21 protein-coding genes are annotated in these 25146 nt (G+C 68.8%); 18 read left to right on the top strand and 3 right to left on the bottom strand.

Annotated features, from left to right (window positions below; genetic code table 11):
• Nucleotides 1–54 precede the first annotated feature (54 nt).
• From BSP109_RS00580 to BSP109_RS00520, 14 genes are all read left to right on the top strand, one after another.
• Entirely contained in the window at nucleotides 55–3498 is a 3444-nt protein-coding gene (locus BSP109_RS00580; RefSeq protein WP_101599137.1) for a DNA polymerase III subunit gamma and tau, read from the top strand.
• Complete coding sequence (gene recR, locus BSP109_RS00575; protein ID WP_087006741.1) at nucleotides 3495–4100, top strand: recombination mediator RecR; 606 nt, start codon at nucleotides 3495–3497, stop codon at nucleotides 4098–4100. The genes BSP109_RS00580 and recR overlap by 4 nt, the downstream gene beginning before the upstream one ends.
• A 142-nt stretch (nucleotides 4101–4242) precedes the next feature.
• The gene (locus tag BSP109_RS00570) at nucleotides 4243–4893 is read left to right on the top strand and encodes a DUF2975 domain-containing protein (RefSeq protein WP_101599036.1); all 651 of its coding nucleotides are present in this window, start codon (nucleotides 4243–4245) and stop codon (nucleotides 4891–4893) included.
• 1 nt (nucleotide 4894) lies between these two features.
• Nucleotides 4895–5116, top strand: coding sequence for a helix-turn-helix domain-containing protein (locus tag BSP109_RS00565; RefSeq protein ID WP_374700112.1), 222 nt, complete (start codon nucleotides 4895–4897; stop codon nucleotides 5114–5116).
• Between the two features lie 210 nt (nucleotides 5117–5326).
• Nucleotides 5327–6625: an aspartate kinase gene (locus tag BSP109_RS00560; protein WP_101599035.1), complete on the top strand. Its 1299-nt coding sequence runs from the start codon at nucleotides 5327–5329 to the stop codon at nucleotides 6623–6625.
• Entirely contained in the window at nucleotides 6622–7665 is a 1044-nt protein-coding gene (locus BSP109_RS00555; protein WP_087006734.1) for an aspartate-semialdehyde dehydrogenase, read from the top strand. The genes BSP109_RS00560 and BSP109_RS00555 overlap by 4 nt, the downstream gene beginning before the upstream one ends.
• A 243-nt stretch (nucleotides 7666–7908) precedes the next feature.
• On the top strand, nucleotides 7909–8943 hold the full coding sequence (locus BSP109_RS00550; protein WP_087006732.1) for a metal ABC transporter solute-binding protein, Zn/Mn family: 1035 nt from the start codon (nucleotides 7909–7911) through the stop codon (nucleotides 8941–8943).
• Nucleotides 8940–9818, top strand: coding sequence for a metal ABC transporter ATP-binding protein (locus BSP109_RS00545; protein ID WP_087006731.1), 879 nt, complete (start codon nucleotides 8940–8942; stop codon nucleotides 9816–9818). The genes BSP109_RS00550 and BSP109_RS00545 overlap by 4 nt, the downstream gene beginning before the upstream one ends.
• Nucleotides 9818–10717, top strand: coding sequence for a metal ABC transporter permease (locus BSP109_RS00540; protein ID WP_087006728.1), 900 nt, complete (start codon nucleotides 9818–9820; stop codon nucleotides 10715–10717). Before BSP109_RS00545 ends, BSP109_RS00540 begins: the two co-directional genes overlap by 1 nt.
• Before the next feature lie 105 nt (nucleotides 10718–10822).
• Nucleotides 10823–11749, top strand: coding sequence for a metallophosphoesterase (locus BSP109_RS00535; RefSeq protein ID WP_101599034.1), 927 nt, complete (start codon nucleotides 10823–10825; stop codon nucleotides 11747–11749).
• Between the two features lie 72 nt (nucleotides 11750–11821).
• Entirely contained in the window at nucleotides 11822–14146 is a 2325-nt protein-coding gene (locus BSP109_RS00530; RefSeq protein ID WP_101599033.1) for a transglycosylase domain-containing protein, read from the top strand.
• Between the two features lie 113 nt (nucleotides 14147–14259).
• Entirely contained in the window at nucleotides 14260–14421 is a 162-nt protein-coding gene (locus BSP109_RS17200; RefSeq protein ID WP_087006723.1) for a hypothetical protein, read from the top strand.
• 11 nt (nucleotides 14422–14432) lie between these two features.
• A complete protein-coding gene (locus BSP109_RS00525) occupies nucleotides 14433–14903 on the top strand; it encodes a RidA family protein (RefSeq protein WP_087006721.1) in 471 nt (156 codons plus the stop codon).
• Nucleotides 14904–14905: 2 nt separating this feature from the next.
• The gene (locus BSP109_RS00520) at nucleotides 14906–15706 is read left to right on the top strand and encodes an MBL fold metallo-hydrolase (protein WP_087006719.1); all 801 of its coding nucleotides are present in this window, start codon (nucleotides 14906–14908) and stop codon (nucleotides 15704–15706) included.
• Nucleotides 15707–15813: 107 nt separating this feature from the next.
• Here BSP109_RS00520 and BSP109_RS00515 read toward each other — a convergent pair whose 3' ends face one another.
• Nucleotides 15814–16491, bottom strand: a complete 678-nt coding sequence (locus tag BSP109_RS00515) for a Crp/Fnr family transcriptional regulator (RefSeq protein ID WP_087006717.1) — start codon at nucleotides 16489–16491, stop codon at nucleotides 15814–15816.
• 134 nt (nucleotides 16492–16625) lie between these two features.
• On the opposite strand from BSP109_RS00515, the gene nth reads away from it, so the two are divergent.
• Nucleotides 16626–17519, top strand: a complete 894-nt coding sequence (gene nth, locus BSP109_RS00510) for an endonuclease III (protein WP_101599032.1) — start codon at nucleotides 16626–16628, stop codon at nucleotides 17517–17519.
• Nucleotides 17516–18250 (top strand): CoA pyrophosphatase, encoded by a 735-nt coding sequence (locus BSP109_RS00505; protein ID WP_101599031.1) that lies wholly within the window; start codon nucleotides 17516–17518, stop codon nucleotides 18248–18250. Before nth ends, BSP109_RS00505 begins: the two co-directional genes overlap by 4 nt.
• An 84-nt stretch (nucleotides 18251–18334) precedes the next feature.
• Here the strand turns inward: BSP109_RS00505 and BSP109_RS00500 are convergent, their stop codons facing one another.
• A complete protein-coding gene (locus BSP109_RS00500) occupies nucleotides 18335–18742 on the bottom strand; it encodes a phage holin family protein (protein WP_101599030.1) in 408 nt (135 codons plus the stop codon).
• A 134-nt stretch (nucleotides 18743–18876) separates the two neighbouring features.
• On the bottom strand, nucleotides 18877–20808 hold the full coding sequence (acs, locus tag BSP109_RS00495) for an acetate--CoA ligase (protein WP_087006709.1): 1932 nt from the start codon (nucleotides 20806–20808) through the stop codon (nucleotides 18877–18879).
• Between the two features lie 272 nt (nucleotides 20809–21080).
• Between acs and BSP109_RS00490 the strand changes: the two genes are divergently transcribed.
• Together BSP109_RS00490 and ssd are read left to right on the top strand one after the other, a co-directional pair.
• The gene (locus BSP109_RS00490) at nucleotides 21081–23849 is read left to right on the top strand and encodes a DUF308 domain-containing protein (protein WP_101599029.1); all 2769 of its coding nucleotides are present in this window, start codon (nucleotides 21081–21083) and stop codon (nucleotides 23847–23849) included.
• A gap of 184 nt (nucleotides 23850–24033) precedes the next feature.
• A complete protein-coding gene (gene ssd / locus BSP109_RS00485) occupies nucleotides 24034–25146 on the top strand; it encodes a septum site-determining protein Ssd (RefSeq protein ID WP_101599028.1) in 1113 nt (370 codons plus the stop codon).

Here is a 25146-nt window from a genome sequence, read left to right as displayed (position 1 = left end):
GTGCCGACTCTGGGCTGATGTTCTGTGTCCGTCCCTGACTATAGGGTGGGGGACGTGTCCACCGCACTGTATAGGCGCTACCGCCCCGAAGCCTTCGACGAAGTCATCGGGCAGGAGCATGTGACTCGCCCGCTGTCCGCCGCCATCGACGCAGGGCGCATCAACCATGCCTTCCTGTTCTCCGGTCCCCGCGGCTGCGGGAAGACGACGTCGGCGCGCATCCTGGCGCGCTGCCTCAACTGTGCCGAAGGCCCCACCTCGAATCCGTGCGGCCAGTGCCCCAGCTGCCAGGACCTCGCGAACGGCGGAGCGGGATCGCTGGACGTCGTGGAGATCGACGCGGCCAGCCACAACGGCGTCGACGATGCCCGCGACCTGCGGGAGCGGGCCGTGTACGCGCCGGCCCGGGACCGCTACAAGGTGTTCATCCTCGACGAGGCCCACATGGTGACGACGCAGGGCTTCAACGCCCTGCTCAAGCTCGTCGAAGAGCCGCCGGCCCACGTGAAGTTCGTCTTCGCGACGACGGAGCCGGACAAGGTCATCCAGACGATCCGCTCGCGGACGCACCACTACCCGTTCCGGCTGGTCCCGCCGGAGACCCTGGTGCGGTACCTCGACGATCTGAGCGGTCGGGAGAACGTGAACGTCGGCAAGGGGGTCCTGCCGCTCGTCGTGCGCGCGGGCGGGGGGTCGGTCCGCGACACCCTCTCCGTCCTCGACCAGCTGATGGCCGGAGCAGGCGCGGAGGGCGTCGACTACGCGACGGCGGTCGCGCTGCTGGGCTATACGGATGACTCGCTGCTGGGCGACATCGTCGATTCGTTCTCCGCTGGCGATGGTGCCGGGGTGTTCCGCGTCATCGATCGTGTCGTCGAATCGGGGCACGATCCGCGCCGCTTCGTCGAGGATCTGCTGGAGCGCTTCCGCGACCTCTTCGTCATCTCTGCGGCAGAGGATGCCGCGGCGTCGTTCCTGCCGGAGGTGCCCGCGGACAGGCTGGAGCGCCTCAAGGTGCAGGCTCGTGCGTTCGGCCCCGGTGAGCTGTCACGCGCAGCGGATCTGCTGAACGTGGGACTGACGGAGATGACCGGTGCGACGTCGCCGCGTCTGCAGCTGGAGCTCATCTGCGCGCGGATCCTCCTGCCGGGCGCGGAGAACTCACGTCGGTCCGTCGTGTCCCGCGTCGACAGGCTCGAACGGCGCATCGGCATGAGCGCCGGTGGCCGTATGCCGGCAGGGGCGGTGCCCGTGCAGGCGGCGGCTGAACCCGGTGGACCTGAAGCGGCCGGACCGGAACCCGCTGGGACTGAGCCTGCTGGACCTGAGCCTGCTGGAACCGACCTGGCTGGGACTGGGCGCACTGGCGCTGAGCAGCCCGGGGCGCAGCAGACAGGGGCCCAGCAGACTGGGACAGGGCGCACTGAGCACGCCGGAGCCGAGGCGGCACCGGGTTCGCGCGCTGCTCGCAGTCAGGAGTCGCCAGCGGGGCAGAGCCGTGCAGCGGGCGCAGCTGCGTCCGCTGAGCAGGACGCGGACCCGTTCGCGGGTATGGCCGCTGCGATGGCATCGGCGCGGTCGGTGCTCGACGGCGGACCGGAGGAGGCGCCTCGTGTCGCCCCGAAGGACAGGTCTCACGCCGCACCGGGTGATCGGCCTCGCAGTGCACCGGAGGACACGCAGCGCGCCGCGCCGGCGTCGGCTCCCGCAGAACCCTCCCGTGCGGACCAGCAGCCCGACCCGCGCCCCGCACAGATGCGGCAGGCTGAGCCTCAGCAGCCTCAGCAGCCTCAGCAGCCTCAGCAGCCTCAGCAGCCTCAGGGTGCTCAGCAGGTGGATGCCCCGGAGGCCGCAGTCCCGCCCGCTACAGACTCGATGGCCGACGTGCCGGAAGCGCACGCGTCACCGGAGATCCGGCAGGCTCCCGGAGTCGGGGCGGAGATCGACGCGATCCGTCGCGGCTGGCCCGACGTGCTCGCCAGGCTCCAGCAGCTGCGCAAGCTCTCATACGCGATCGTGAGCGGAAACTCCTTCCCGCAGCGGTTCGCTGATGGTGTGCTCTTCCTCGGCTTCAGCAACCCCGGATCGGTCCAGGCCTTCCGCCGAGGACCTCACGCGCAGTTCGTGAGCTCGGCCCTCGAGGATTCGCTGGGGATCCGCGCGGAAGTCCGTGTGGGAGACGAGAACGCGGGACCGCCTTCCTCGACCTCGGCGCCCAGTGGCCCGCAAACAGGTGGTCCGCAAACCAGTGGTCCGCACACAGGTGGTCCTCCATCCGGCGGTTCTCCTTCCGGCGGTTCTGCGGGGCCGGGCGGTTCGGGTTCGGCTGGTTCGGGAAGCAGCGGCCCAGGTCAGATGGCAGCGGCTCCCCATGATCGTTCGGGCCCGCGTGAGGTGACACAGGAAGAACTGGACTCCGTCGTCGGTCCGCGCGAAGCCGATCGGGCACCCGTCGACCACGAGCGGTACTGGCAGAGCGACTCGGCCGACCAGAGCGGCGCAGCGCAGTCGGACGCGCCGACCAGTCAGCCGACGTCCCCGCGGGGACGCGAAGGCCGTGACGATGCGGAGGGCGACAGTCAGACTCCGCTGACGGGTGCAGATGCGGAACGGGACCCTCGTGAAACTTTCGCAGGCGCGCCCGAACCCTTCGCCGGCGCACCCGATGCTGAGCCTGCTGACGCGGAGACCAGCACATCTGCGCAGACGATGACATCTGCGGCTCCTGAGCCGGATGATTCTGCACCTGAGGGTTCGACAGCGTCGGATCCGTGGGCGCCGGAGGCCGGTCACGAATCGTGGTCGGGTGGCTCCCCCCAGGGCTGGTCAGGTGACTCCGCGCAGGACTGGTCCGGAGACTCCGCGCAGGACGACGGGCCCGTCGCGACTGCGGCGGGGGACAGGGCCGTGGACCTCGGTGCCGTCCTTGTTCCTCCTCCCGTCGACATCGAGCCCTATCCGGAGGACGGCGAGTCCTACCCCGCCGATGGAGAATCCCCTCCCGACGGAGGCGCGTATCCGGACGCATACTCAGACGACTACAGGGACCCGCAAGGGGACACCCTTGCCGAACCTGTCGAAGAGGCTCCAGAACACGGGCCGCCAGACGAATCCGGGTCGTTCGAGGCACGGGAGTCGACGGGCAGCCAGACTCCCGCGGCGAGCGGCGACCTCGATTTCCTGGGTGCGTACGCCGACGTGGACATCTCCTTCACAGAGAATCCCGGCCACGCTCAGGCAGCGCGCACTGCAGAACCTGATGCATCCGCGGATTCGCCCCTGGGACGGTACGCCCACCTCGCGCAGCGCCACAGTGGCGATGTGAAGGGGGCGAGCCAGCCTCCGCCGCCCGTCGAGGAGCACGTGCCGGACCCGGTCGAGAACTACACCGATTACGACACCGAAGGCGACGCCGATATCGAGCACGACAACGAGTTCGGTCCCGCCGTCGTCCAGCGCCTGCTGGGTGGCGTGATCATCGAGGAGTTGAACGAGTGAGCCTGCTCTACGAAGGCGCCCTGCAGGATCTGGTCGAGGAGTTCGGCCGACTGCCGGGCATCGGCCCCAAGTCCGCGCAGCGCATGGCATTCCACATCCTCCAGGCGGACACCGCGGACGTCGACGCTCTGGCCGACGCTCTGCGCGAGGTGAAGCGCCGCGTCCGCTTCTGCGACGTCTGCGGCAACGTCGCAGAAGACGCGACATGCGTCATCTGCAAGGACGAGCGCCGCGACCAGACGATGATCTGCGTCGTCGAGGAGCCCAAGGATGTCCTCGCCGTGGAACGCACGCGCGAATACCGCGGCCTCTACCACGTGCTCGGCGGCTCCATCGATCCCATGGCGGGGATCGGTCCCGACGACCTCCGCATCAAGGACCTTCTGCCCCGACTGCAGTCGGGGGACGTGCAGGAGGTCGTCATCGCGACCGACCCGAACCTCGAGGGCGAAGCGACTGCCACGTACCTCATCCGCCTGCTCAGCAGCGTGGGTCTCACGGTGTCGCGACTGGCATCGGGGCTGCCCGTCGGCGGCGATCTCGAGTACGCGGACGAAGTGACCCTGGGTCGAGCGTTCGAAGGGCGACGTTCCGTCTCCTGACGTGTCCCGTCTCCTGACGCTGAGCACACTGCCTCTTGACTTGACTGCCTCTTGACTTCTTATCGATAAACGGTAAACATATTGTTTATCGATATATCGATCATCGATAAGAGGAAGCGTGACGCCAAGGGGGCGAGCAGACATGAACACCACGGATCCGCAGACACCCGACCAGACTCCCGATCCGACGCCACCGACCAATAGGGGCTCGAAGAAGAAGCCGTCGTGGGGGTTCGAGGTCTTCCTCATCTTTCCGCTCATCGCGCTCCTCAACCTCGCGGCTTCGCCGCTGTTCAGTCTGGCGCTGTCCGACCGGCTTCCCGCAGTGCTCGAGTTCGTTGAGCCGGCGTCGATCACCCTTGAGGGGACGGAGGTGGCGGTGGAGGGTCTGACGACGCTCGCCGTCCCGGCGGACGACCTCAGCGCATGGGCGATCGGGCAGTTCATCGTCGCGAAGGCGATCTGGATCCTCGGCCTCTTCATCGCCACGTGGTTCGCCGCGCGCGTCGTCTCCGAGGTCGTGAAGGGCCGCCCGTTCTCGACCCGCGCCTCGAAGGGTCTCGGAGGGCTCTCCTGGACCCTCGTCATCACTGGCCCGCTCTACGCGCTGGCACAGGTCCCCGGCGACAATCTGGTGATCCGCGATCTGGGCCTCCGGGGCTTCGATGTGAGCAACAGCGTCACGTCGAACATGACCTACCTCTGGATCGGCGCGGTCTTCCTCGCGGAACTCCTCCGTCGGGCCGTCAGGCGCGGCCGCGAGGTCCAGGACGAACTGGAAGGCGTGATCTGAGGTGGTGGATGTCGGCGGACCCCGAGTCGCCTGTCACATCGACGGCCTGCTCGCGCAGCGGGAGATGACGCTCACCCAGTTGTCCGAACGAGTGGGAGTGAGTCTGGCGAACCTCTCCGTGCTCAAGAACAACCGCGCGAAGGCAGTGCGATTCACGACGCTGCTCGCATTGTGCGAGGTCCTCGAATGCCAGCCGGGCGACCTCTTCAGCGTCGTTCGGTGAGGCGGGGCGGGAAGCGCCCGCACGAGCAGGAGTCGAGGTGCCGAGGCGGTGCCGACCGATCATGGCCGGCGCCGCCTCCGCGTCCCAGAATGACGGGGTGGCCGGAACACGGTCGGGATGTGCCCGTAGAATGGTGCGCGGCTCGGCCGCAGCGGTGCTGCATCGCTCATCCGCCGGCCGGACCGAACAGCCCGCGAGAGAATTGAGCACATGAGCCTCGTCGTACAGAAGTTCGGAGGTTCCTCCGTCGCCGACGCCGCATCCGTCAAGAGGGTCGCCAAGCGCATTGCGTCGTATCGCAAGGCCGGCCATGACGTGGTCGTCGTCGTATCCGCCATGGGGGACCAGACAGACGACCTGATCGACCTCGCACAAGAGGTCTCGCCCGTCCCACCGCCGCGTGAACTCGACATGCTGCTGACCGCCGGAGAGCGCATCTCCATGGCGGTCCTAGCGATGGCGATCGCGAACCTGGGGGAGAGCGCGCAGTCGTTCACCGGTTCCCAGGCCGGCGTGATCACGGACGAATCCCACGGACGCGCACGCATCATCGACGTCACCCCGGGTCGGATCCGCTCCGCGCTCGACGACGGCCACGTCGCGATCGTCGCGGGATTCCAGGGCGTGAGCCAGACGACCAAGAACATCACGACGCTGGGCCGCGGCGGCTCCGACACCACAGCCGTCGCGCTCGCCGCCGCGCTGGACGCGGACGTCTGCGAGATCTACTCGGACGTCGACGGCGTGTTCACAGCCGATCCCCGGATCGTGCCGTCCGCCCGCAAGATCGACAAGATCGGCTACGAGGAGATGATGGAGATGGCTGCCTCCGGCGCCAAGATCCTCATGCTCCGCTGCGTCGAGTACGCACGCCGTTCAGGTGTGCCCATCCATGTCCGCTCGTCGTTCTCGAATCACAGCGGCACGTGGGTCACCGACGGGGAGATCCCCGAGCCCTTCAGGACCGCAAGCACGAAGGAATCCACCATGGAACAGCCCATCATCTCCGGAGTCGCGCACGACCGCTCCGAAGCCAAGCTCACCATCGTCGGAGTGCCCGATGTGCCCGGCAAGGCGGCGGAGATCTTCAGCATCATCTCCGAGCAGGAGATCAACATCGACATGATCGTGCAGAACATCTCCACGCGCGATCCCGGCCGCACGGACATCTCCTTCACCCTGCCGATGGCGGATGGTGCGAAGGCGATCGAGGCGCTCGAGGCCCGCAAGGACAGCATCAGCTTCGACCACATCCGCTACGACGACCAGATCGGCAAGCTGTCGGTCGTCGGCGACGGCATGCGCTCGAACCCGGGGGTCACCGCGACCCTGTTCCGCGCACTCAGCGAAGAGCACGTCAACATCGACCTCATCTCCACCTCGGAGATCCGCATCAGTGTCGTGACGCGCGCCGAGGACCTGGACCGCGCCGTCACCGCGGCGCACAGCGCATACGGGCTGGACAGCGAAGAGACCCAGGCGGTCGTGTACGGAGGGACAGGACGATGACAGCAGTGACCATCGGAATCGTCGGGGCCACCGGGCAGGTGGGCGCTGTCATGCGCACCCTGCTCGAGGCGGATCCCGGGTTCGAGATCGGCGCGGTGCGCTTCTTCGCATCCGCACGCTCGGCGGGTAAGACCATGCCGTTCCGCGGCGAGGACATCGTCGTCGAGGACACGGCCACGGCCGACCCGACAGGCGTGGACATCGCACTGTTCTCCGCCGGAGGCGACACCTCCCGTGCGCAGGCAGAGCGCTTCGCCGCCGCCGGTGCGGTCGTCATCGACAACTCCTCCGCGTGGCGCGGCGATGCCGAGGTCCCGCTCGTCGTGAGCGAGGTCAACCCCGAAGCGGTCGACGATCGCCCGAAGGGCATCATCGCGAACCCCAACTGCACGACGATGGCCGCGATGCCGCCGCTCAAGGCGCTGCACGACGCCGCGGGACTCGAGCGCCTCAAGGTCGCCACCTACCAGGCCGTGTCCGGATCCGGGCTGGCCGGCGTCAAGGAGCTCACCGAACAGGCGCAGGCGGTCGCACCGCATGCGTCCGCTCTGGTGAGCTCGGGCTCCGCCGTCGATTTCCCTGAGCCGCAGGTCTACACGGATCCCATCGCGTTCAACGTGCTGCCACTGGCCGGCGCGCTCGTGGATGACGGCGAGTACGAGACTGATGAGGAGAAGAAGCTCCGCAACGAGTCCCGCAAGATCCTCGCTCTGCCCGACCTGCTGGTCGCCGGCACCTGCGTGCGCGTCCCCGTCGTCACGGGCCACTCGCTGTCGATCCACGCGGAGTTCTCCCGCGCGATCACCGCGGACGAGGCTCGCGAGGTGCTGGGGAAGGCCGCCGGCGTCGCGCTCGAGGACGTGCCCACCCCGCTCAAGGCCGCGGGTGCGGATCCCAGCTTCGTCGGACGGATCCGCCAGGACCAGTCCGTGCCGGAGGGCCGCGGACTCGTGCTGTTCGTCGCGAACGACAACCTCCGCAAGGGGGCTGCGCTGAACACGGTGCAGATCGCACGGATCGTGGCCGACCGTCTGGGCTGACGCTGCGCTTCAGTGGGGCGCAGCCCCACCGGACCGCTGTCCCCATCGGACCTTCGACGGCGCCTCTTCCCGCATGGGAAGGGGCGCCGTCGGCGTTGTGGCGGTCGGCGGACCGCATCGAAACATCGACATATCTGCATTAGTCCCGCCCCGGGCCCCCGCGTAGCCTGACAGCAATACGCACGATCTTCTGTGGAAGGCCGTGCGACCAGCCTCATCGATCCTCCTGGGAAGGCTCCGCCTATGCGCCGTCCACCTGTTCTGCTCGCTCTCCTGTCCGCATCCGGTCTGGTACTGGCGGGCTGCGGTGGGGACTCCGACGCGGCGTCGAGCGACGGCGGCACGACGGTGGTCACGTCGACGAACGTCTACGCCTCGCTGGTCGAGGCAGTCGCGGGCGATGCGGTTGACGTCATCCCGATCATCGACGACGCGGCTCAGGATCCTCACGAGTACGAGGCGACCGCGCGCGATCAGCTGGAGCTGTCACGTGCAGACGTCATCGTCATGAACGGCGGCGGCTACGACTCCTTCATGACGACGATGCTCGAGGCGATCGATGAGGAACCGGACGTCATCGACGCAGTGGCGGCGTCGGACCTCCCCGGTGCCGAGGAGGCGGCGGCGAACGGACACGATCATGATCACGCGCATGACCACGAGGAAGAACCGGACGACGACTCCGGCGATCATGCGGACGGTGCTCATGGGGGCGACGCCCATGACGAGGAGGGCCATGATCACGCCCACGACCACGGATCGTTCAACGAGCACGTCTGGTACTCGGTGCCGACGATGATCGCCGTGGTCGACGAGATCGAGTCCCATCTCGCGGAGACGACCCCCGACAGCGCAGAGGCGCTGACCGCCAACGCCGACGAGGTGCGCGGGCAGCTCACCGAACTGGACGACCGGATCAGCGACCTCGCCGCCTCGCACGACGGCGAGAACGCCGCGGTGACCGAGCCCGTCGCACTGCGACTCTTCGATGACCTCGGCCTCACGAACGTTGTTCCCGACCAGTTCGTCTCCGCCGTCGAGATGGGGTCGGAAGTCTCTCCGATCGCGGTCCAGGAGGCGACGGAGGCGCTCGACGACGACGTGAGGGTGTTCGCGTACAACACCCAGACCTCGGGTCCGGCGGCGGAAGAGCTCCGCGGACAGGCCGACGGCCTCGGCATCCCCGTCGTCGAGGTCACGGAGACGATGCCCGAGGGCACCGACTACGTCACCTGGATGACGGAGACCGTCGACGCTGTGGAGCAGGCGATCGCATGACGGACGTGCCGCCTGCCCGCGAGCCGACTCGCGAACCGACCCGTGCCCCGATCCTCGAACTGTCCGATGCGGAACTCCGGTTCGGCGAGCGCGTCGTGTGGCACCACCTGACCCTCGACGTGCAGCCGGGCGAGTTCATCGCAGTGCTGGGACCCAACGGCACGGGCAAGACGTCCCTGCTGCGCGCTCTGCTGGGGCAGCACCGACTGCGTGCCGGCTCGATCCGTGTGAACGGACACGCGCCACGCACCGGTGACGGCGACCTCGGCTACATCCCGCAGCAGCGCGGTATGGACCGCGACACCCCGATGCGCGGGCGCGACCTCGTCCGGATGGGAATCGACGGGCACCGGTGGGGGCTGGGTCGACTGAAGCGCGAGGAGCGCGACCGGGTCGAGGAGCTCATCGATGCCGTCGGCGCTCGGGAGTACGCAGACTCCCCGGTGGGTCTGCTCTCCGGGGGCGAGCAGCAGCGGCTGCGCGTCGCCCAGGCGCTCGTCGGCCAGCCGCGGATCCTGCTCTGCGACGAGCCGCTGCTGTCCCTCGACATGCACCACCAGCGCAGAGTCGCCGCGCTCATCGACGAGATGCGCAGGACACGCGATACCGCCGTCGTCTTCGTCACGCACGAGATCAACCCGATCCTCCCGTACGTCGACCGAGTGCTCTACCTCGCCGGCGGCCACCACCTGGTCGGCCCGCCGCGCGAGGTCATGACCTCGGAATCGCTCAGTCAGCTCTACCGCAGCCGGATCGAGGTCGTCGACGTGGGCGGACGGCTCGTCATCGTTGGCGGCGACGACCATCCCCACCATCCCTCGGCAGATGACTCGGTGGAGGACTCCCGCGTCCTCCCGGGGCGGGGGGCGCTCTGATGGAAGCCCTCACAGAACTCTTCACCTTCGAGGACTACGGCGCGCTCGTCTCCCTCCTCCTCAACTCCATCCTCGCCGCAGCGCTGCTGGGCGTGGTGGGCGGCCTCGTGTCCGTGTTCGTCATGACGCGCGACATCGCATTCGCCGTCCACGGCATCGCGGAGCTGTCGTTCGCAGGGGCCGCGCTCTTCCTCCTCATCGGCTTCGACGTGGTCCACGGCAGCTTCGTCGGCTCGATCATCGCCGCGATCATCATCGCCGTGGGCGGGTCCCGCGACTCGGAGAAGAACGCGATCATCGGCGTCATCATGCCGTTCGGGCTGGGGCTGGGGATCCTCTTCCTCGCGCTCTACGACGGCCGGGCGGCGAACAAATTCGGCCTCCTCACCGGTCAGATCGTCGCGATCAGCGGGGACTCCCTACGGCTGCTGGTCGTGACCGCGCTCATCGTGCTCGCGGTGCTGGCGCTGGTCTGGCGGCCGCTCATGTTCGCCGGACTGGACCCGCAGGTGGCACGGGCCCGCGGCGTGCCGGTCGCGTCGCTGAACCTCGTCTTCATGGTGGTGCTCGGTCTGGCCGTCGCTCTGTCTGTGCAGGTGGTCGGCGTGCTGCTGGTCATGGCCCTGCTCGTCACCCCGGCCGCTGCGGCCACGCAGGTGACCGCCTCGCCGGTGCTGACCCCGATCCTGTCCGTCGTCTTCGCCGTCGTGTCGTCGGTGGGCGGCGTGCTGATCGCACTCGGCTCCCCAGTCGTGCCGATCAGCCCCTTCGTCACGACGATCAGCTTCCTCATCTACGCCGTGTGCCGGCTCATCGGCCGCCGCCGGATCGACCGGCACGTCCGTGCGAGGTCCCAGCGCGAGTCCGATCTGGACCGCCACCCGTCCCTGCACTCATGACCGCCGCCGAGGTGCGGGTCACCTGCCGTGGTCGGGTCGTCTGTGGCCGTCGGAACTCCTGCCGTGGACGGGTGGTCCGACCGCCGCACTGACATAATCGGACGCATGGCCTCAGCACGCTCAGTCCGCGCCCTCCGACGCGCGGTGGGAATCGCCGCGGGGATCGGACTCGTGGGCCTCGCGGGGCTCGGGTACTCCGCCTTCGTCGAACCGCGGATGTTCCGAGTCCGTCGGCACACGCTTCCGCTCCTCCCACCCGGTTCCGACCCGGTGCGGCTCCTCCACCTGTCCGACCTGCACCTTGCGAGGAATCAGGACTTCCGGTCGCGGTTCGTGCGATCGCTCGCGGAATGGGAGCCCGACCTCGTCGTGAACACGGGGGACAACTTCGGCGGCGACACGCTGCCGCTCGTACTCGAAGCCCTGGACCCGCTGCTCGATGTGCCGGGGACCTTCGTGTTCGGCTCCAATGACGTGTGGGGACCGACCCTCAAGAACCCCGCCCGCTATCTCACCCGCCGCACGACGCAGGGGGAGGACAAGTCGAAGGAGCCCACCCTGCCGGTCGGTGAGCTCCGGGACTCCTTCGAGGCCCGCGGGTGGTCCTACCTCGACAACCGCACGCATACCCTGAAGATCGCCGGCACGACGGTCTCCTTCGCCGGTCTGGGCGATGCCCACGTGAACGCCGACCGCGTCACGGACGCGCACCCGCACTTCCCCGACGGAGACGTGCGGATCGGCGTCACCCACGCTCCGTACTCACGGACACTCGAGGCGTTCGCGGGGGCCGGTGCGGACCTCGTGCTCGCAGGGCACACGCACGGCGGACAGATACGGATCCCGTTCTGGGGCGCTCCCGTGACCAACTGCGACCTGGACCGGACGCGAGCGCGTGGGCTCTTCCCCTACCGACGCGCGCGCGTGCACGTGTCGGCCGGTCTGGGATACTCGCCGTACTCGCCGGTGCGGTTCGCCTGTCCGCCCGAAGTCAGCCTGCTCACGCTGGTCGCGCGGCGCGGTTCGGACTGACGCGCGCACGCTGGGAGGTCCATCGGCGGTTACTGAGTCCTCGCGATTGACCGGGGCGCTAAAATCTAGCCCATGGTGTCCTCTGTCGCATCCAAGAAGCCTCCGAAGCTCAGCGCGCTCATCCAGTTCATCGCAGTCAGCTGCATCGCAGGGATCGTGTCCGCAGGACTCGCGATCCCGTCGGTCGGCATGGCCGCCGCCGCAGGTGACGGCGCTGTCGAGGTGTTCAAAGCGCTGCCCGCGGAGCTCGACGAACGACCGCTCGCGCAGCAGTCGCGCATGCTCGCCGCAGACGGGTCGCTCATCGCGAACTTCTACTGGCAGAACCGCAAGGAGGTCGCGTTCGACGACATCTCGCAGGAGATGAAGGATGCGACCGTCGCGGTCGAGGACTACCGCTTCTACGAGCACACCGGCGTGGACATCCAGGGCATCGCCCGCGCGGTCGTGCACAACCTCCTGTCCGACTCGACGCAGGGCGGTTCGACCCTCACGCAGCAGTACGTGAAGAACGTGCTGGCGGAGAACGCCCACGCGATCGAGGACTCCGAGGGCGTCGAGGCGGCCAAGGAGGCCGACGGAGCTGAGGGCTACGCCCGCAAGCTGCGCGAGGCGAAGCTGGCGCTCGCGGTGGAGAACAAGTACAGCAAGGACGAGATCCTCCACCGCTACCTCAACATCAACAACTATTCGGGATCACCCAACGTCTACGGCGTCGAAGCCGCCGCGCAGCGGTACTGGGGGATCCCCGCGTCCGAACTGAACATCGAGCAGTCGGCGACCCTGGCCGGAATCGTCCAGAACCCCAAGGCGAACAACCCGGAGCGGTTCCCGGAGCAGACGCTGGAGCGGCGCAACACCGTGCTGGGCCTCATGAACACCCACGGCTACATCGACGACGCGGAGTACCAGGAGGCGAAGGAGAAGGACCTGGGGCTGGACATCCACAAGACCCCGAACGGCTGCGCGACGGCCGGCAACATGGGGTACTTCTGCGACTACGTCCAGCGTGTCGTCGAGAACGACGCGAGCTTCGGCGAGACGAAGGGCGAGCGACTCCAGTTCCTCAACCGGGGCGGCCTCACGATCCAGACGACGATCAATCCTGAGATCCAGGCAGCGGCGGATGAAGCGGTCAAGGACCGCGTGCCCGTGGGCGACCCGTCAGGTGCGGGCCACTCCGCAGTGACCGTGGAGCCGGGCACCGGCGACGTCATCGCCATGGCGCAGAACCGCAATTACGCGGTCGCCGAAGGCGAAGAGGACGTGGACACCCAGCTGAACTACAACGTCGACCGTGCGCACAACGGTGCGAACGGCTTCCAGATCGGTTCGACGTGGAAGCCCCTCGTGCTCGCCGAATGGCTGGACGAGGGCAAGGGCCTGGACACCGTCGTGAACGCGAAGCGCCGCGAGTTCCCCGCGGGTTCGTGGACGTACGACGGGTGCCCGGCGATGGGCGGCGACTGGCATCCGAGGAACGCCGGTGAGGGCGACGGGAGTGCGTCGATGACCGCACTGCAGGCCACGAAGCAGTCGCTCAACACCGCCTACGCGGCGATGGGCAACCAGCTGAACATGTGCGGCATCCTCGATACCGCGCAGAGCCTGGGCCTCAAGTACGGCAGCGGTGCGTCTCTCGAGACCGCGGACGACTCAGGGTTCATCCCCGCGCTCAGCCCCGCATCGATCCTCGGCACCGTCGAGGTCGCGCCCATCGACATGGCTGCCGCATTCGCCGCGTTCGCGGCCGATGGCGAGTACTGCAGGCCCACGCCCATCCAGTCGATCGAGGACGGGAACGGCGAGGAGATCGAGGTTCCGTCGGCCGACTGCAAGCAGGCGATCGACAAGGAGGTCGCGCAGGGCGTCGCCTACGCGATGAGCCAGACCTTCAACGGCGGCACGACCAGCAGCCTCGGCATCGGTGTGCCCGCCGCGGCGAAGACCGGTACGACGAACTTCGAAGTGGGCTCGACCTCACTGATCGGCTTCACCCGCACCCTGTCCACCATGGTGTGGACCGGCGACCCGGACGGCAGCCGCGACTGGCGGAAGAACTCCCAGGGCGCCGTGACCGGCTACGTCTACGGTGCGACCGTCTCCGGTGCCACGTGGCAGGACTACATGCGGGACGCGGTCAAGGAGACCGAGGGCAACACCGGCTTCTCCCGCCCCAGCGGCAGCGTGGGCGGCTCGCAGGGCAGCGATCGCTCCGGCGGTGGCAGCACCGGCGGCGGTGGCGGCAATGGCGGCGGCGGTAACGGCGGCGGAGGCGGCGGCAACGGCGGCGGCGGAAATGGCGGCGGAGGCGGCGACAATGGCGGCGGCGGTGACGACGGCGGCGATGACGACGAGGACGATGGCGGCGGCAGCGCCGGACTCGGCGGTAACTGACGCGTCGACTGCAGCCCCAGAGTGCCGACCGCCGGTGTCCCTCCTGCCTGCGAACACATAGCATGGGCAGGACATGCGGGATCGAGCCCGCACGGACGACGAAGGAGCACCTCATGACGAAGTGGGAGTACGTGACCGTCCCCCTCATCACCCACGCGACGAAGCAGATCCTCGACCAGTGGGGAGCGGAGGGCTATGAACTCGTCCAGGTGATCCCCGGACCAGAGGGCAGCACCAACCTCGTCGCCTACATGAAGCGCCCGCTGGCGGGCTGAAGGGATTCCTCATGAGCCGCATCGAATCCGACCTCGCTGAGCGCGGTCTCGAGCTTCCGCCCGTCGCCGCACCCGCCGGTGCCTATGTCCCGGCACTGCGCGTGGGCGACCAGGTCCTCACCTCGGGTCAGCTCCCGTTCGTCGACGGAGCCCTGCCGACGGTCGGTGCCGTCGGCGGCAGCGTGACCCCGGAGGAGGCCTACGAGCTGGCCGGCGTCTGCGCACTCAACGCGCTGGCGGCGGTCAAGTCCGTCATCGGCGACCTCGACCTCATCGAGCGCATCGTCAAGGTCACCGGCTTCGTGAATTCCACTCCGGACTTCACCGGTCAGCCGGGCGTCGTCAACGGCGCCTCGGAACTGCTGGGCGAACTGTTCGGCGAGGCCGGCCAGCATGTCCGCTCCGCGGTAGGCGTCGCGTCGCTGCCGAAGGGCACGCCGGTGGAACTCGAGCTCACCGTGCAGGTCCGCGCGGAAGGATGACGGTGACGGACGACCATCTGCGGCGTGCTCTCGCAGACGACGGCGTCGACCTGGTGCTGGCGGACAACCCGTCGCCCATGACGCTCGACGGGACGAACAGCTACATCCTGAGGTCCCAGGACGGGGCGTCCGCGCTCCTCCTGGACCCCGGGCCGATGCTGGTGGAGCACCGCGATGCACTGCTGCGCACCGTGGGATCCGCGGAGCTCACTGCCATCGTGCTCACCCACCGCCACGGGGACCACTCCGGCCTGCTGGAGACGGTGGGGGAGTGGGCTCCCGGCGTGCCCGTCCACGCGGTCGATCCGACATTCTCCTCCGGCACCGCGCCGCTGGTGGACGGTGAGCGCATCGCGTTCGGGACGCACGATGCCGATGTGCTCTCCATCGTCACGACCCCGGGGCACACCGACGACTCCGTGTCCGCCGTGCACGGTTCCCGGCTGTTCTCCGGGGACACGGTGCTGGGCCGCGGCACGACGATGGTGTCCTTCCCGGACGGGTCGCTGGGCGACTACCTCGCCAGCCTGGAGCGATTGACCGCGCTCGAGGCCGCTGGCGGCGCTGCGACCATCGCCCCGGCCCACGGTGAGCAGCGGGAGGACGTGCGCGACCTGCTTGCCCACTACCTCTCCCATCGCCTCGAGCGCATCAACCAAGTGCGGGACGTGCTCGCGAGCGGTCGCACGACGGCGGAGGAGGTCGCGGATGTCGTCTACGCGGACGTCCCGGACTCCGTGAAGCCGGCGGCCCTGCAGATCGTGCGCGCGCAGCTCGCCTACATCGACACACTGGCGGACTGAGCCGCTCAGTCTCACGCACAGGCATGAGCACAGCGACAGACACCGAGGCCGTGGTCACCGGAAGGGTGACCACGGCCTCGGCGTCTGTGCCGGCGCTGCCAGCGGTGTCAGGCGGCGCGGTGGCGCAGGCGATCGACGTCCAGGAGGACGACGGCGCGAGCCTCCAGGCGCAGCCACCCGCGCTGCGCGAAGTCGGCGAGGGCCTTGTTGACCGTCTCGCGGGACGCGCCGACCAGCTGGGCCAACTCCTCCTGCGTGAGGTCGTGGGCGACGTGGGTGCCGTCCTGCGTGGGCTGGCCGAAGCGGTCCGCAAGATCCAGCAGAGCCTTCGCGACACGGCCGGGGACGTCCTGGAAGACCAGGTCGCCCACCGTGTCGTTCGTGCGGCGCAGACGGATCGCCAGAGCCCGCAGCAGGTTCATGGCGGCCTTGGGGCGCTCCTCGAGCCACGAGGTGAGGTCCTCGTGACGGAGGCTCAGCAGCTCCGTCTGCGACACGGCGGTCACGTTGGAGGAGCGCGGGCCCGGATCGAACAGCGACAGCTCGCCGATGATCTCGCTGGGTCCGACGACCGACAGGAGGTTCTCACGACCGTCGGACGATTCGCGTCCGACCTTGAGCTTGCCGGTCGCGACGATGTACAGCTCATCGCCCGCATCGCCCTCGCGGAAGAGCACAGTCCCGCGTCGGACGCTGCGCGGCTTCATGTATTTGAGCAGCGCACTGGTCGCTTCGTCGTCGAGCCCGGCGAAGAGCGCGGCCCTGCGTACGACTTCGATGTCCACTTGGTTCCTCCTGATCGGTTCACGTCTGCGGCTCAATCTACCCTCACGCCGGTGCTCCTGCCCACAGTTCACGCGCCGCTGATCCTGGTATGAGCGCCGCGAACGGCCGCACAGGGCACCGATAGGATGGTGCGGTGCTGTCAGTCGCTGAGAAGAGCAGGCGGCGCTTCCTCGAGGAGACTCCACTGGGGCGCACACGCCGAGCCAGGAAGATCCACCGCATCCTTGCGGACACCTATCCGACCGCGCATGCGGAGCTGGACCACCGCGACGCGTTCGAACTGCTGGTCGCCACGGTGCTGTCCGCGCAGACCACGGACGTCCGCGTGAATTCCGTGACTCCGGCGCTGTTCGCCGCGTACCCGGATGCCGGTGCGCTGGCCGCAGCCACGCGGGAGGACGTCGAGGAGATCATCAGGCCCACGGGCTTCTACCGCGCGAAGGCGCGCAGCATCGTGGGACTGGCCCAGTCGCTCGTCGACGAGTTCGGCGGCGAGGTGCCGAACTCCCTCGAGCAGCTCGTGACCCTGCCGGGCGTCGGGAGGAAGACGGCGAACGTGGTGCTCGGCAATGTGTTCGACGTCCCCGGCCTCACGATCGACACCCACTTCGCCCGCCTGGCCCAGAGGTTCCTGTGGACGGATTCGGACACTGCGGACCGCATCGAGAAGGACGTCGCCGCGCTCTTCCCCCGCAAGGACTGGACGATGCTGTCCCACCGGGTGATCTGGCACGGCAGACGCATCTGCCACGCCCGGACACCTGCGTGCGGAGCGTGCCCGATCAGTGCACTCTGCCCCGCGTTCGGCACCGGTGAGCTCGATGAGCGGAAGGCGCGGAAGCTCCTGCGGTTCGAACTGGCGGAGGATGCTGGGGCCGGAGGGAAGACCGACGGAGGATTGCGCGTTGACTCGGGGAGGGCTCACGGTTCGACGAAGGCCGATGGGCCGGCGAGGACTGATGCACCGACGAGGGCGGACGGCTCAGTGAGCGGGAACGCACGGACGAACGAAGAGGACACACGATGACCGGCACGGGTTCGGTTGAGCGGACGGCGGACGGAGCTGTGGACGGAAGGGCGGACCTGAGAGAAGCGCTGGAGGGTCTGCTCGAGGCCGAGGCCCCGCACTCCTGGATGCGCCGCCCCGCAGCCCCCGAGGGGATGAACGTCCGGGACGCATCCGTCCTCATGCTGTTCGGGCACGGGACGCAGCCGCGCACCGCGGCCGGGCGGGATGAGCTCGAGCGCCTCGACGACCTCGGCGTTTCCGATGTCGACATCGTGCTCCTGCAGCGGGCCTCGACGCTGCGCAACCATGCAGGGCAGCCGGCGTTCCCCGGCGGGGCCAGGGACGCAGGCGACGGATCGGCTGCCTTCACCGCACTGCGCGAGGCAGAGGAGGAGACGGGGCTCGATCCCGCGGGCGTCGACGTGGTCGGGACTCTCGAGCCGCTCTACGTGCCGCCGAGCCGCTTCGACGTCACCCCCGTCGTGGGCTGGTGGCGGGAGCCGACGTCCGTCGCTGCTGTGGACCAGGCGGAATCCGCGCTGGTCGCACGTGTCGCGATCGCGGACCTCGTCGCTCCGGGCAACAGGGGGACGTTCAGCCCCGCGGACCGGCCGTTCTCCACCCCCGTCTTCGACCTGGGCATCATGCGGCCGTGGGGCTTCACCGCGGGGCTGCTCGACTGGTCGCTCGAGACGCTGGGCTGGGCGCGCGAATGGGACCGCGAACGGACGATCCACGTGGACTTCTGAGGGAAGTGGACGTCTGAGCGCAGGAGAGGGGCCCAGCAGGATGACCTGCTGGGCCCCTTCACACATTCAGCGCAGTCGCTGTGCTCAGTAGCGGGGACCGCCCGGGTTGGACAGCGCCCGCTTGATCGCAGTGACGACCGACTTGCCCGACGCGATCGCGCTGGTGGGCGTCGGATTGCCCTTCTTGAACAGGGGCAGTGCCACCGCGACGAGGATGAGCGCGATGAGGACCATGCCGCCGAAGACGACGAGGAAGCTCAGCCACCATGCCCAGCCCAGTCCTTCGTGGAGGGCGGACACGACGGTGAACATCGCCATGAACGACGACAGGAAGAGGAGGAAGAGGGCGCCGATCGCCAGCCCCGCCCCGATGCCGAGGTTCTTCGCACCGTCAAGGGCTTCGGACTTCGCGAGCGCAGCTTCCTCCTGAGCAAGGGCCTGCGCATCTGCGCCGATGTCCTTGACCAGCTTGGAGATGGACCGTTCCGACATGAGGCTCCTTCAGTGTTCGCGGCTGTCGAGGGCGTGCAGCTGATCCCCACTTTAATGCCTGCTGAGCGTGCCTGACCACGACGCGCCCGGCAGGCACCTCAGCAGAGGGCTCCAGCGGGTGCTTCGGGGCTGCTTCAGGACCCCTGCACCTGCTTCGAGATGACGTCCATGACGGAGGCGTCCGCGAGCGTGGACGCGTCGCCCACACCCTTGTCCTCCGCCAGTCCCTTGAGCAGTCGGCGGACGATCTTGCCGGACCGCGTCTTGGGCAGCTCATCGACGATGTGGACGCGCTTGGGCTTGGCGATCGGTCCGATGTCCGAGGCGACGTGGGCCCGCAGCCTTTCCTCCATGTCGTCCGTCCGCTCGATGCCGCCGCGCAGGATCGCGAAGGCGACGACGGCCTGTCCGGACGTCTCGTCCTCAGCGCCGACGACGGCGGCCTCGGCGACGATGTCGTGGGCGACGAGTGACGATTCGATCTCCGTGGTCGACAGCCGGTGCCCGGACACGTTCATGACGTCGTCGACGCGGCCCAGGAACCAGATGTCCCCGTCCTCGTCGTACTTCGCGCCGTCACCGGCGAAGTAGATGCCGTCGAAGCGGGACCAGTAGGTGTCCTTGAAGCGTTCGGGATCGCCGTAGACGCCGCGCAGCATCGCGGGCCACGGCTCGTCGATGACCAGGAGTCCCGGTTCGCCGTTCTTCAGCTCATTGCCCTCGTCGTCGACGACCCTGACGGAGATCCCCGGCAGCGGTCGCTGCGAGGAGCCCGGCTTCGTCTCCATCGCGCCCGGCATGGGTGCGATCATGTGCGCCCCGGTCTCCGTCTGCCACCACGTGTCGACGACGGGGCAGCGATCCCCGCCGATCACACTGCGGTACCAGGACCACGCCTCGGGGTTGATGGGCTCGCCCACGCTTCCCAGCAGGCGCAGGGAGGAGAGGTCGTACTGGCCGGGGATCTCGTCGCCCCACTTCATGCAGGTGCGGATCGCCGTGGGCGCGGTGTAGAGGATCGTCACGCCGTACTTCTGGACGACGTCCCACCAGCGGCCCTTGTCCGGCGTGTCGGGGGTGCCCTCGTAGATCACCTGGGTCGCGCCGGCGGACAGCGGTCCGTAGACGATGAAGGTGTGGCCGGTGACCCAGCCGACGTCCGCCGTGCACCAGAAGACGTCCGTCTCCGGCTTGAGGTCGAACGTCGCGAAGACGGAGTACGTGGCCTGTGTGAGATAGCCGCCGGAGGTGTGGAGGATCCCCTTGGGCTTGCCCGTGGTGCCGGATGTGTAGAGGACGTAGAGGGGGTTCTCCGCCTCGAACGCCTCTGCCGTGTGCTCCTCCGACTGCTTGCCCACGAGGTCCGACCACGCGACGTCGCGGTCGTCGAACCAGTCGACGTCCTCGCCCGTGCGCTCAACGACGACCACGTGCTCGACGGGGGTGCCGCCCTTCTCGATCGCTGCGTCGACGGCCGGCTTGAGGCTTGAGGGCTTGCCGCGCCGGAAGCCGCCGTCGGCCGTGATGACGACCCGGGCCTCGGCGTCGAGGATGCGGGAGTGGAGCGCATCGGAGGAGAATCCGCCGAACACCACGGAATGCGGGGCGCCCAGACGGGCGCAGGCCAGCATCGCGATGACGGTCTCCGGGATCATGGGCATGTAGATCGCGACGCGGTCGCCCTGCGTGACACCCAGCGAGGTCAGCGCGTTGGCCGCCTTCTTCACCTCGGTCGTGAGCTCCGCGTAGGTGATGCTGCGGGTGTCGCCGGGCTCGCCCTCGAAGTGGATGGCGACGCGGTCACCGTTCCCTGCCTCCACATGGCGGTCCAGGCAGTTGGCGGCGACGTTGAGACGGCCGTCGGAGAACCAGCGGGCGAACGGCGGGTTCGTCCAGTCGAGGGTCTCCGTGAAATCGGTCTCCCAGTCGAGGAGCGATCGGGCCTTGTCCGCCCAGAACCCCAGGCGGTCCTCGTCGGCGCGCGCGTATTCCGCGGCGGTCACGTTCGCCTGTGCGGCGAACTCCTCCGGGGGCGCGTACGTCGTCGAATGCGTGTGATCAGTCATCTGTTCGTCCTTCCCAGCATCGTCGATGGTCAGCCGCGAGTAGTCATCGCTGACTCCGGGATCCGAGCCTATACCGCACGCGGCCCGATCCGCAGGGTCGAAGTTGCGTGGGGGTTGCCTGCGCGGGGCGTGGTGGGGGCCTCCGGCTGGGAACCGGCTGATCGTCGCGCTGCGCTTGGGGCATGACAGCGGTGCAATGCAATGATGGGGACGGAAGCGCACACGACAGTGCCGATTCCGTGCTGTCCGCACGGAGTTCGGAAGGAGACGAGATGAGCACGCCCTATCAGCCCTCGCAGGGCTCGGGCCACCAGGAATGGGGCCAGCCCGGCGCGGATCCTGCCGCGCAGTACGGCTCCGCCGGAGCCCCCGCCTACGGTGCACAGCAGCAGTACGGCCAGCAGCAGTATGGGCAGGACCAGTACGGCCAGGCGCAGTATGGACAGCAGCCGTATGGTCAGGCGCAGTACGGGCAGGGCCAGCACGGGCAGCAGCAGTACGGCCAGGCGCCCTACGGTGCCTCCGAGCAGGCCTACGGCTCGCAGGGCCAGCAGTTCGCTCCGGGCCAGCCTGCTCAGGGTCAGTCGACTCCGCAGGGGCAGCAGTTCGCGCAGGGGCAGCCGATGCAGGGTCAGCCGATGCAGTCAGGTGCGGGGTACGACCCCTATGCGCAGCAGCATGGATCGATGCCGGGTGCGTACGGCTCCGGTCCAGCCGCCTATGGTTCGGCACCACAGGGCGTCCAGATGCAGAATGCGCACGGTGGTACAGGCTCCACGGCACGGCCGGGGAGCCTGCTGGGACCGCTCAGCCTGCGCGACCTCATGCTCCTGGTCGCCGCTCTGCTCTCCTTCATCGGCATGGTGACGCCGTTCTTCCGCTTCGGTGCCTTCAGCATGAGCTACCTGGAGTCCAGCGTCTTCTCCTGGTCGTTCTGGGGCATGGGCATGGTGTTCCTCGGGATCCTGCCGCTCATCGTCGCGGGTGTGCTCACACTCCTCCACAAGACCGTCTCCGGATTCCCCGCACGGCTCGGCTCGCTGAGCATCGCGCAGGTGACGTCGGTCCTCGCCTCCGTGGCCTTCGCCGCGAACATCATCAATGTGTTCACCAGTGCGCCGATGCTGCACGTGGGCGCATGGCTGGTGTTCATCGCCGCGCTCATCGCCTTCTTCTTCGGCGTCTTCACGTTCCTGCCGTTCCTCGCTGTCGAGTTCACGACGCTGCCGGAGTCGCAGACGCATCCCAAGGCGCGTGCAGCGTCGGGTGCCGCCCCGCAGCAGTACGGGTCACAGCAGTTCGGAGCGCAGCAGTACGGATCACAGCCTCACGGTTCGCAGCCGGATGGTTCTCAGCCTCACGGAGGGATGGGATACGCCGGTGGAGCAGCGCTCGGCGGTGCAGCCGCAGGTGGTGCCGCCATGTACGGCGCTGCGAGCTCACAGCATCAGGCCTTTGGCTCGCAGGGCCAGGCGTATGGCTCGCAGGGCCAGGCCTACGGGTCGCAGGACCATGCGTACGGGTCTCAGGGGCAGGCCTACGGGTCGCAGGGGCAGCCGTACAGCGGCGCAGTTCCCTTCGATCCCGCCGCCCAGCAGTACGGCTCGCAGGGCCAGGCATATGGTTCGCAGGGTCAGCCCTATGGCGCGCAGGACCAGGCGTACGGCTCGCAGAGCCAGGCTCAGGACTTCCAGAGCCAGGCGGCTCCGGGCACCGAGCAGGGCGCAGCACAGGCTGACGCTCTCGGTGGTCATTCCGCTGCGGAGCCGACAGCCGCTGACGGACAGTTCGACGCTCACGGCCAGAGCTCAGAAGCCGATCAGAGCACAGCCGACGGGCAGGCCTATCTGGGTGCGGAGAGCGCAGCATCGCCCTCATTCGCCCAGTCCGAGCCGACGCAGGCATTCGCCGCCGGAGCCTTCGGTGCAGGAGCGTTCGGTGAGCCCGAGCCCACTCCGCAGTCGGAGACGGCCCCCGGTGAACAGGACGCTCATGCGGATGCTCTGAACGCTGAGCACGCCGCCCCCGCAGACGAGTCCTGGACAGCGCCCGAAGGGGCACCGGCCGAGGACACGCTGCAGGCTGACGACACCCTCGTCACCGGCGAGCCCGTGCATGCGGACGGACCTGTGCACGCTGACGATGCGGTCTCCGCTGAGGACGCAGCATCGACTGAGGACGCAGCACCTGCCTTCGACGGAGCACCTGCCGACAACGCAGCACCCGGCTCGGAGTTCGCTCCGGCAGACCAGGACGCGACCGCTGAGGCGGGTCACCCGTTCGTCGCATCGCAGTCGGCGTGGACGGACGAGCCTGCCGACACCGCCGACGATCAGCCTGTCGTCGCACCGGAGGCGCCTGCTCCCGACTACGGGGCACCGGAGGCGCGGACATCCGAGCACACCGATCCGTCAGCCGGTGCGGGTACCACCGCACCAGTTGACGAGCAGGAGCGCTCCGGTTCCATGTTCGGTGCTGCTGCCGGTGGCACGGCCGTGGGCGGCGCCGCTGTGGCCGGCGGCGCGGCACTGGCACACGGGAACGACACGCACGAGGCCGACGGCGCGGGACTCCACGAACCCGATGCGGCGGACGCCGCCGCAGCAGAGGAGACCGCGATTCCGGTCGAGGCCGCACCAGCGGACAGCGACTACCGGGGAGGGTCTGCCCAGGCGGACGCTCCCGCAAGCGGACACATCCGCGGGGACGAGCAGGGCGGTTCGGAGAACGAGCCGACCCAGTGGTTCCGCATGGGCGGCGACAGCGACGCGCCCGCCGAGGACGCGGCCGCAGCGTCCACCTACGATGCGACGCAGGGAGAGCCGACCCAGGCGTTCAAGCCGGTCGTGTCGCAGATGTTCTGGTTCGCAGTGACGGAGCCCCGCCCAGCGGTCGATCCCGTCACCGGGCAGGAGGTCTTCACGGTCACGCCGAACGAATGGTTCCTCGCGCTCGAGGACCACGGATCGTTCTTCAAGGTCCGCGATGCCCACGGCCAGGAGGGCTACCTCAACAACGTCGAGGGCATCATCCGCGGCTGATCGCCGGCCTCTGACAGCCATCGGCTGACGCACGCACCCGTCCGGCACCTCGCCGGGCGGGTGCGTGCGTTGTGCTGGGCTTCGGAACCGCACTCGAGGTCACAGGACGCCGCTGAGAAGTTCCGTCATCCACAGGTTGGCGCACGCGGTTCCGCTCGCGCCCGATCTCGCCCAGAGTGGGCGCATGTCTCGGATCGCGCTCCTCACGCAGCTGCCCAGCCTCATCGATCAGTGCGCGGCGCTGGCAGACGGCATCGGCGTCACCCTGGCCGTCGCCTCACCGATGACGGGCGGATGGCAGGACGCCGCACTGGTCCTCCTGGGCGAGGACGTCTCCGATCCGCCCGGCGGGATCTCCGCACCGACGGTGCTCATCGCCGCGGAGGACCCGTCGACGGCCTCACGGACCTCGGCGGATGCCTTCGCAGCGGCGGCCCGGCTCGGTGCCGACCACGTGGCGATCCTGCCGGCCGCCGCCGAATGGCTGGTCCAGCGCATGATCGCCGCCGTGGAGCCGCCGGTGGCCCCCGCGACGACCGTGGGCGTCGTCCCGGGCTGCGGCGGGGCCGGAGCGACGATGCTCGCGGCGGCGCTGGCGGTCGAGGGGCAGCGGATCGGGCTGCGGACCGTGCTCGTCGACGGGGATCCGCTGGGCGGCGGCATCGACCTCGTGCTCGGTGCGGAGTCGACCGAAGGGCTCCGCTGGCCCGCGCTGGCCGCCTCGAAGGGCAGTCTGAGGCCGTCGACCCTGGTGGACGCTCTGCCCCGGGTCGCCGGACTGGCAGTGCTGTCGTGGGACCGGACGGACGCCGCGGACACGTCCGGCCACGTGTTCGACACCGTGCTGGGCGCGGCACAGCAGGCGTTCGACTTCGTGGTCGTCGACCTGCCGCGGCACGCCGCCGGGGGGGTGGTGCGCGCCTGTCACCACGTGCAGCTCGTCGTCCCGGCCAGAGTCCGTGCGGCGGTCGGTGCGGCACAGGTCGCGGGACGGCTGAGAGCCGGTCACCACAGGGTGGGGCTCATCGTGCGGGAGGACGAGCGGGGTGGGATCCCCGCCCAGCAGGTCGCGGATGCGGTGGGCCTGCAGCTCACCGCGCGCATGCGGGCGGAGCGGGGGCTTGCGGGCCGCATCGATCGCGGGGAGTCGCTGCCGACCCGCAGATCGTCGCTGACCGCGACGGCTGCCGCGCTGGTCGAGGCGTGGTTCCCCGCGCACGAGGTGCCGGAGACGTGGAGAGAACCGGCTCCGGCGGGTGCGGGGCTCGCTGAGCGGATGGCGGCCGGGCTGCGATGA

The organism is Brevibacterium sp. Mu109 (assembly GCF_900169375.1).
Taxonomy (GTDB): domain Bacteria; phylum Actinomycetota; class Actinomycetes; order Actinomycetales; family Brevibacteriaceae; genus Brevibacterium; species Brevibacterium yomogidense_A.
This window is presented reverse-complemented; position numbering and strand designations above follow the sequence as displayed.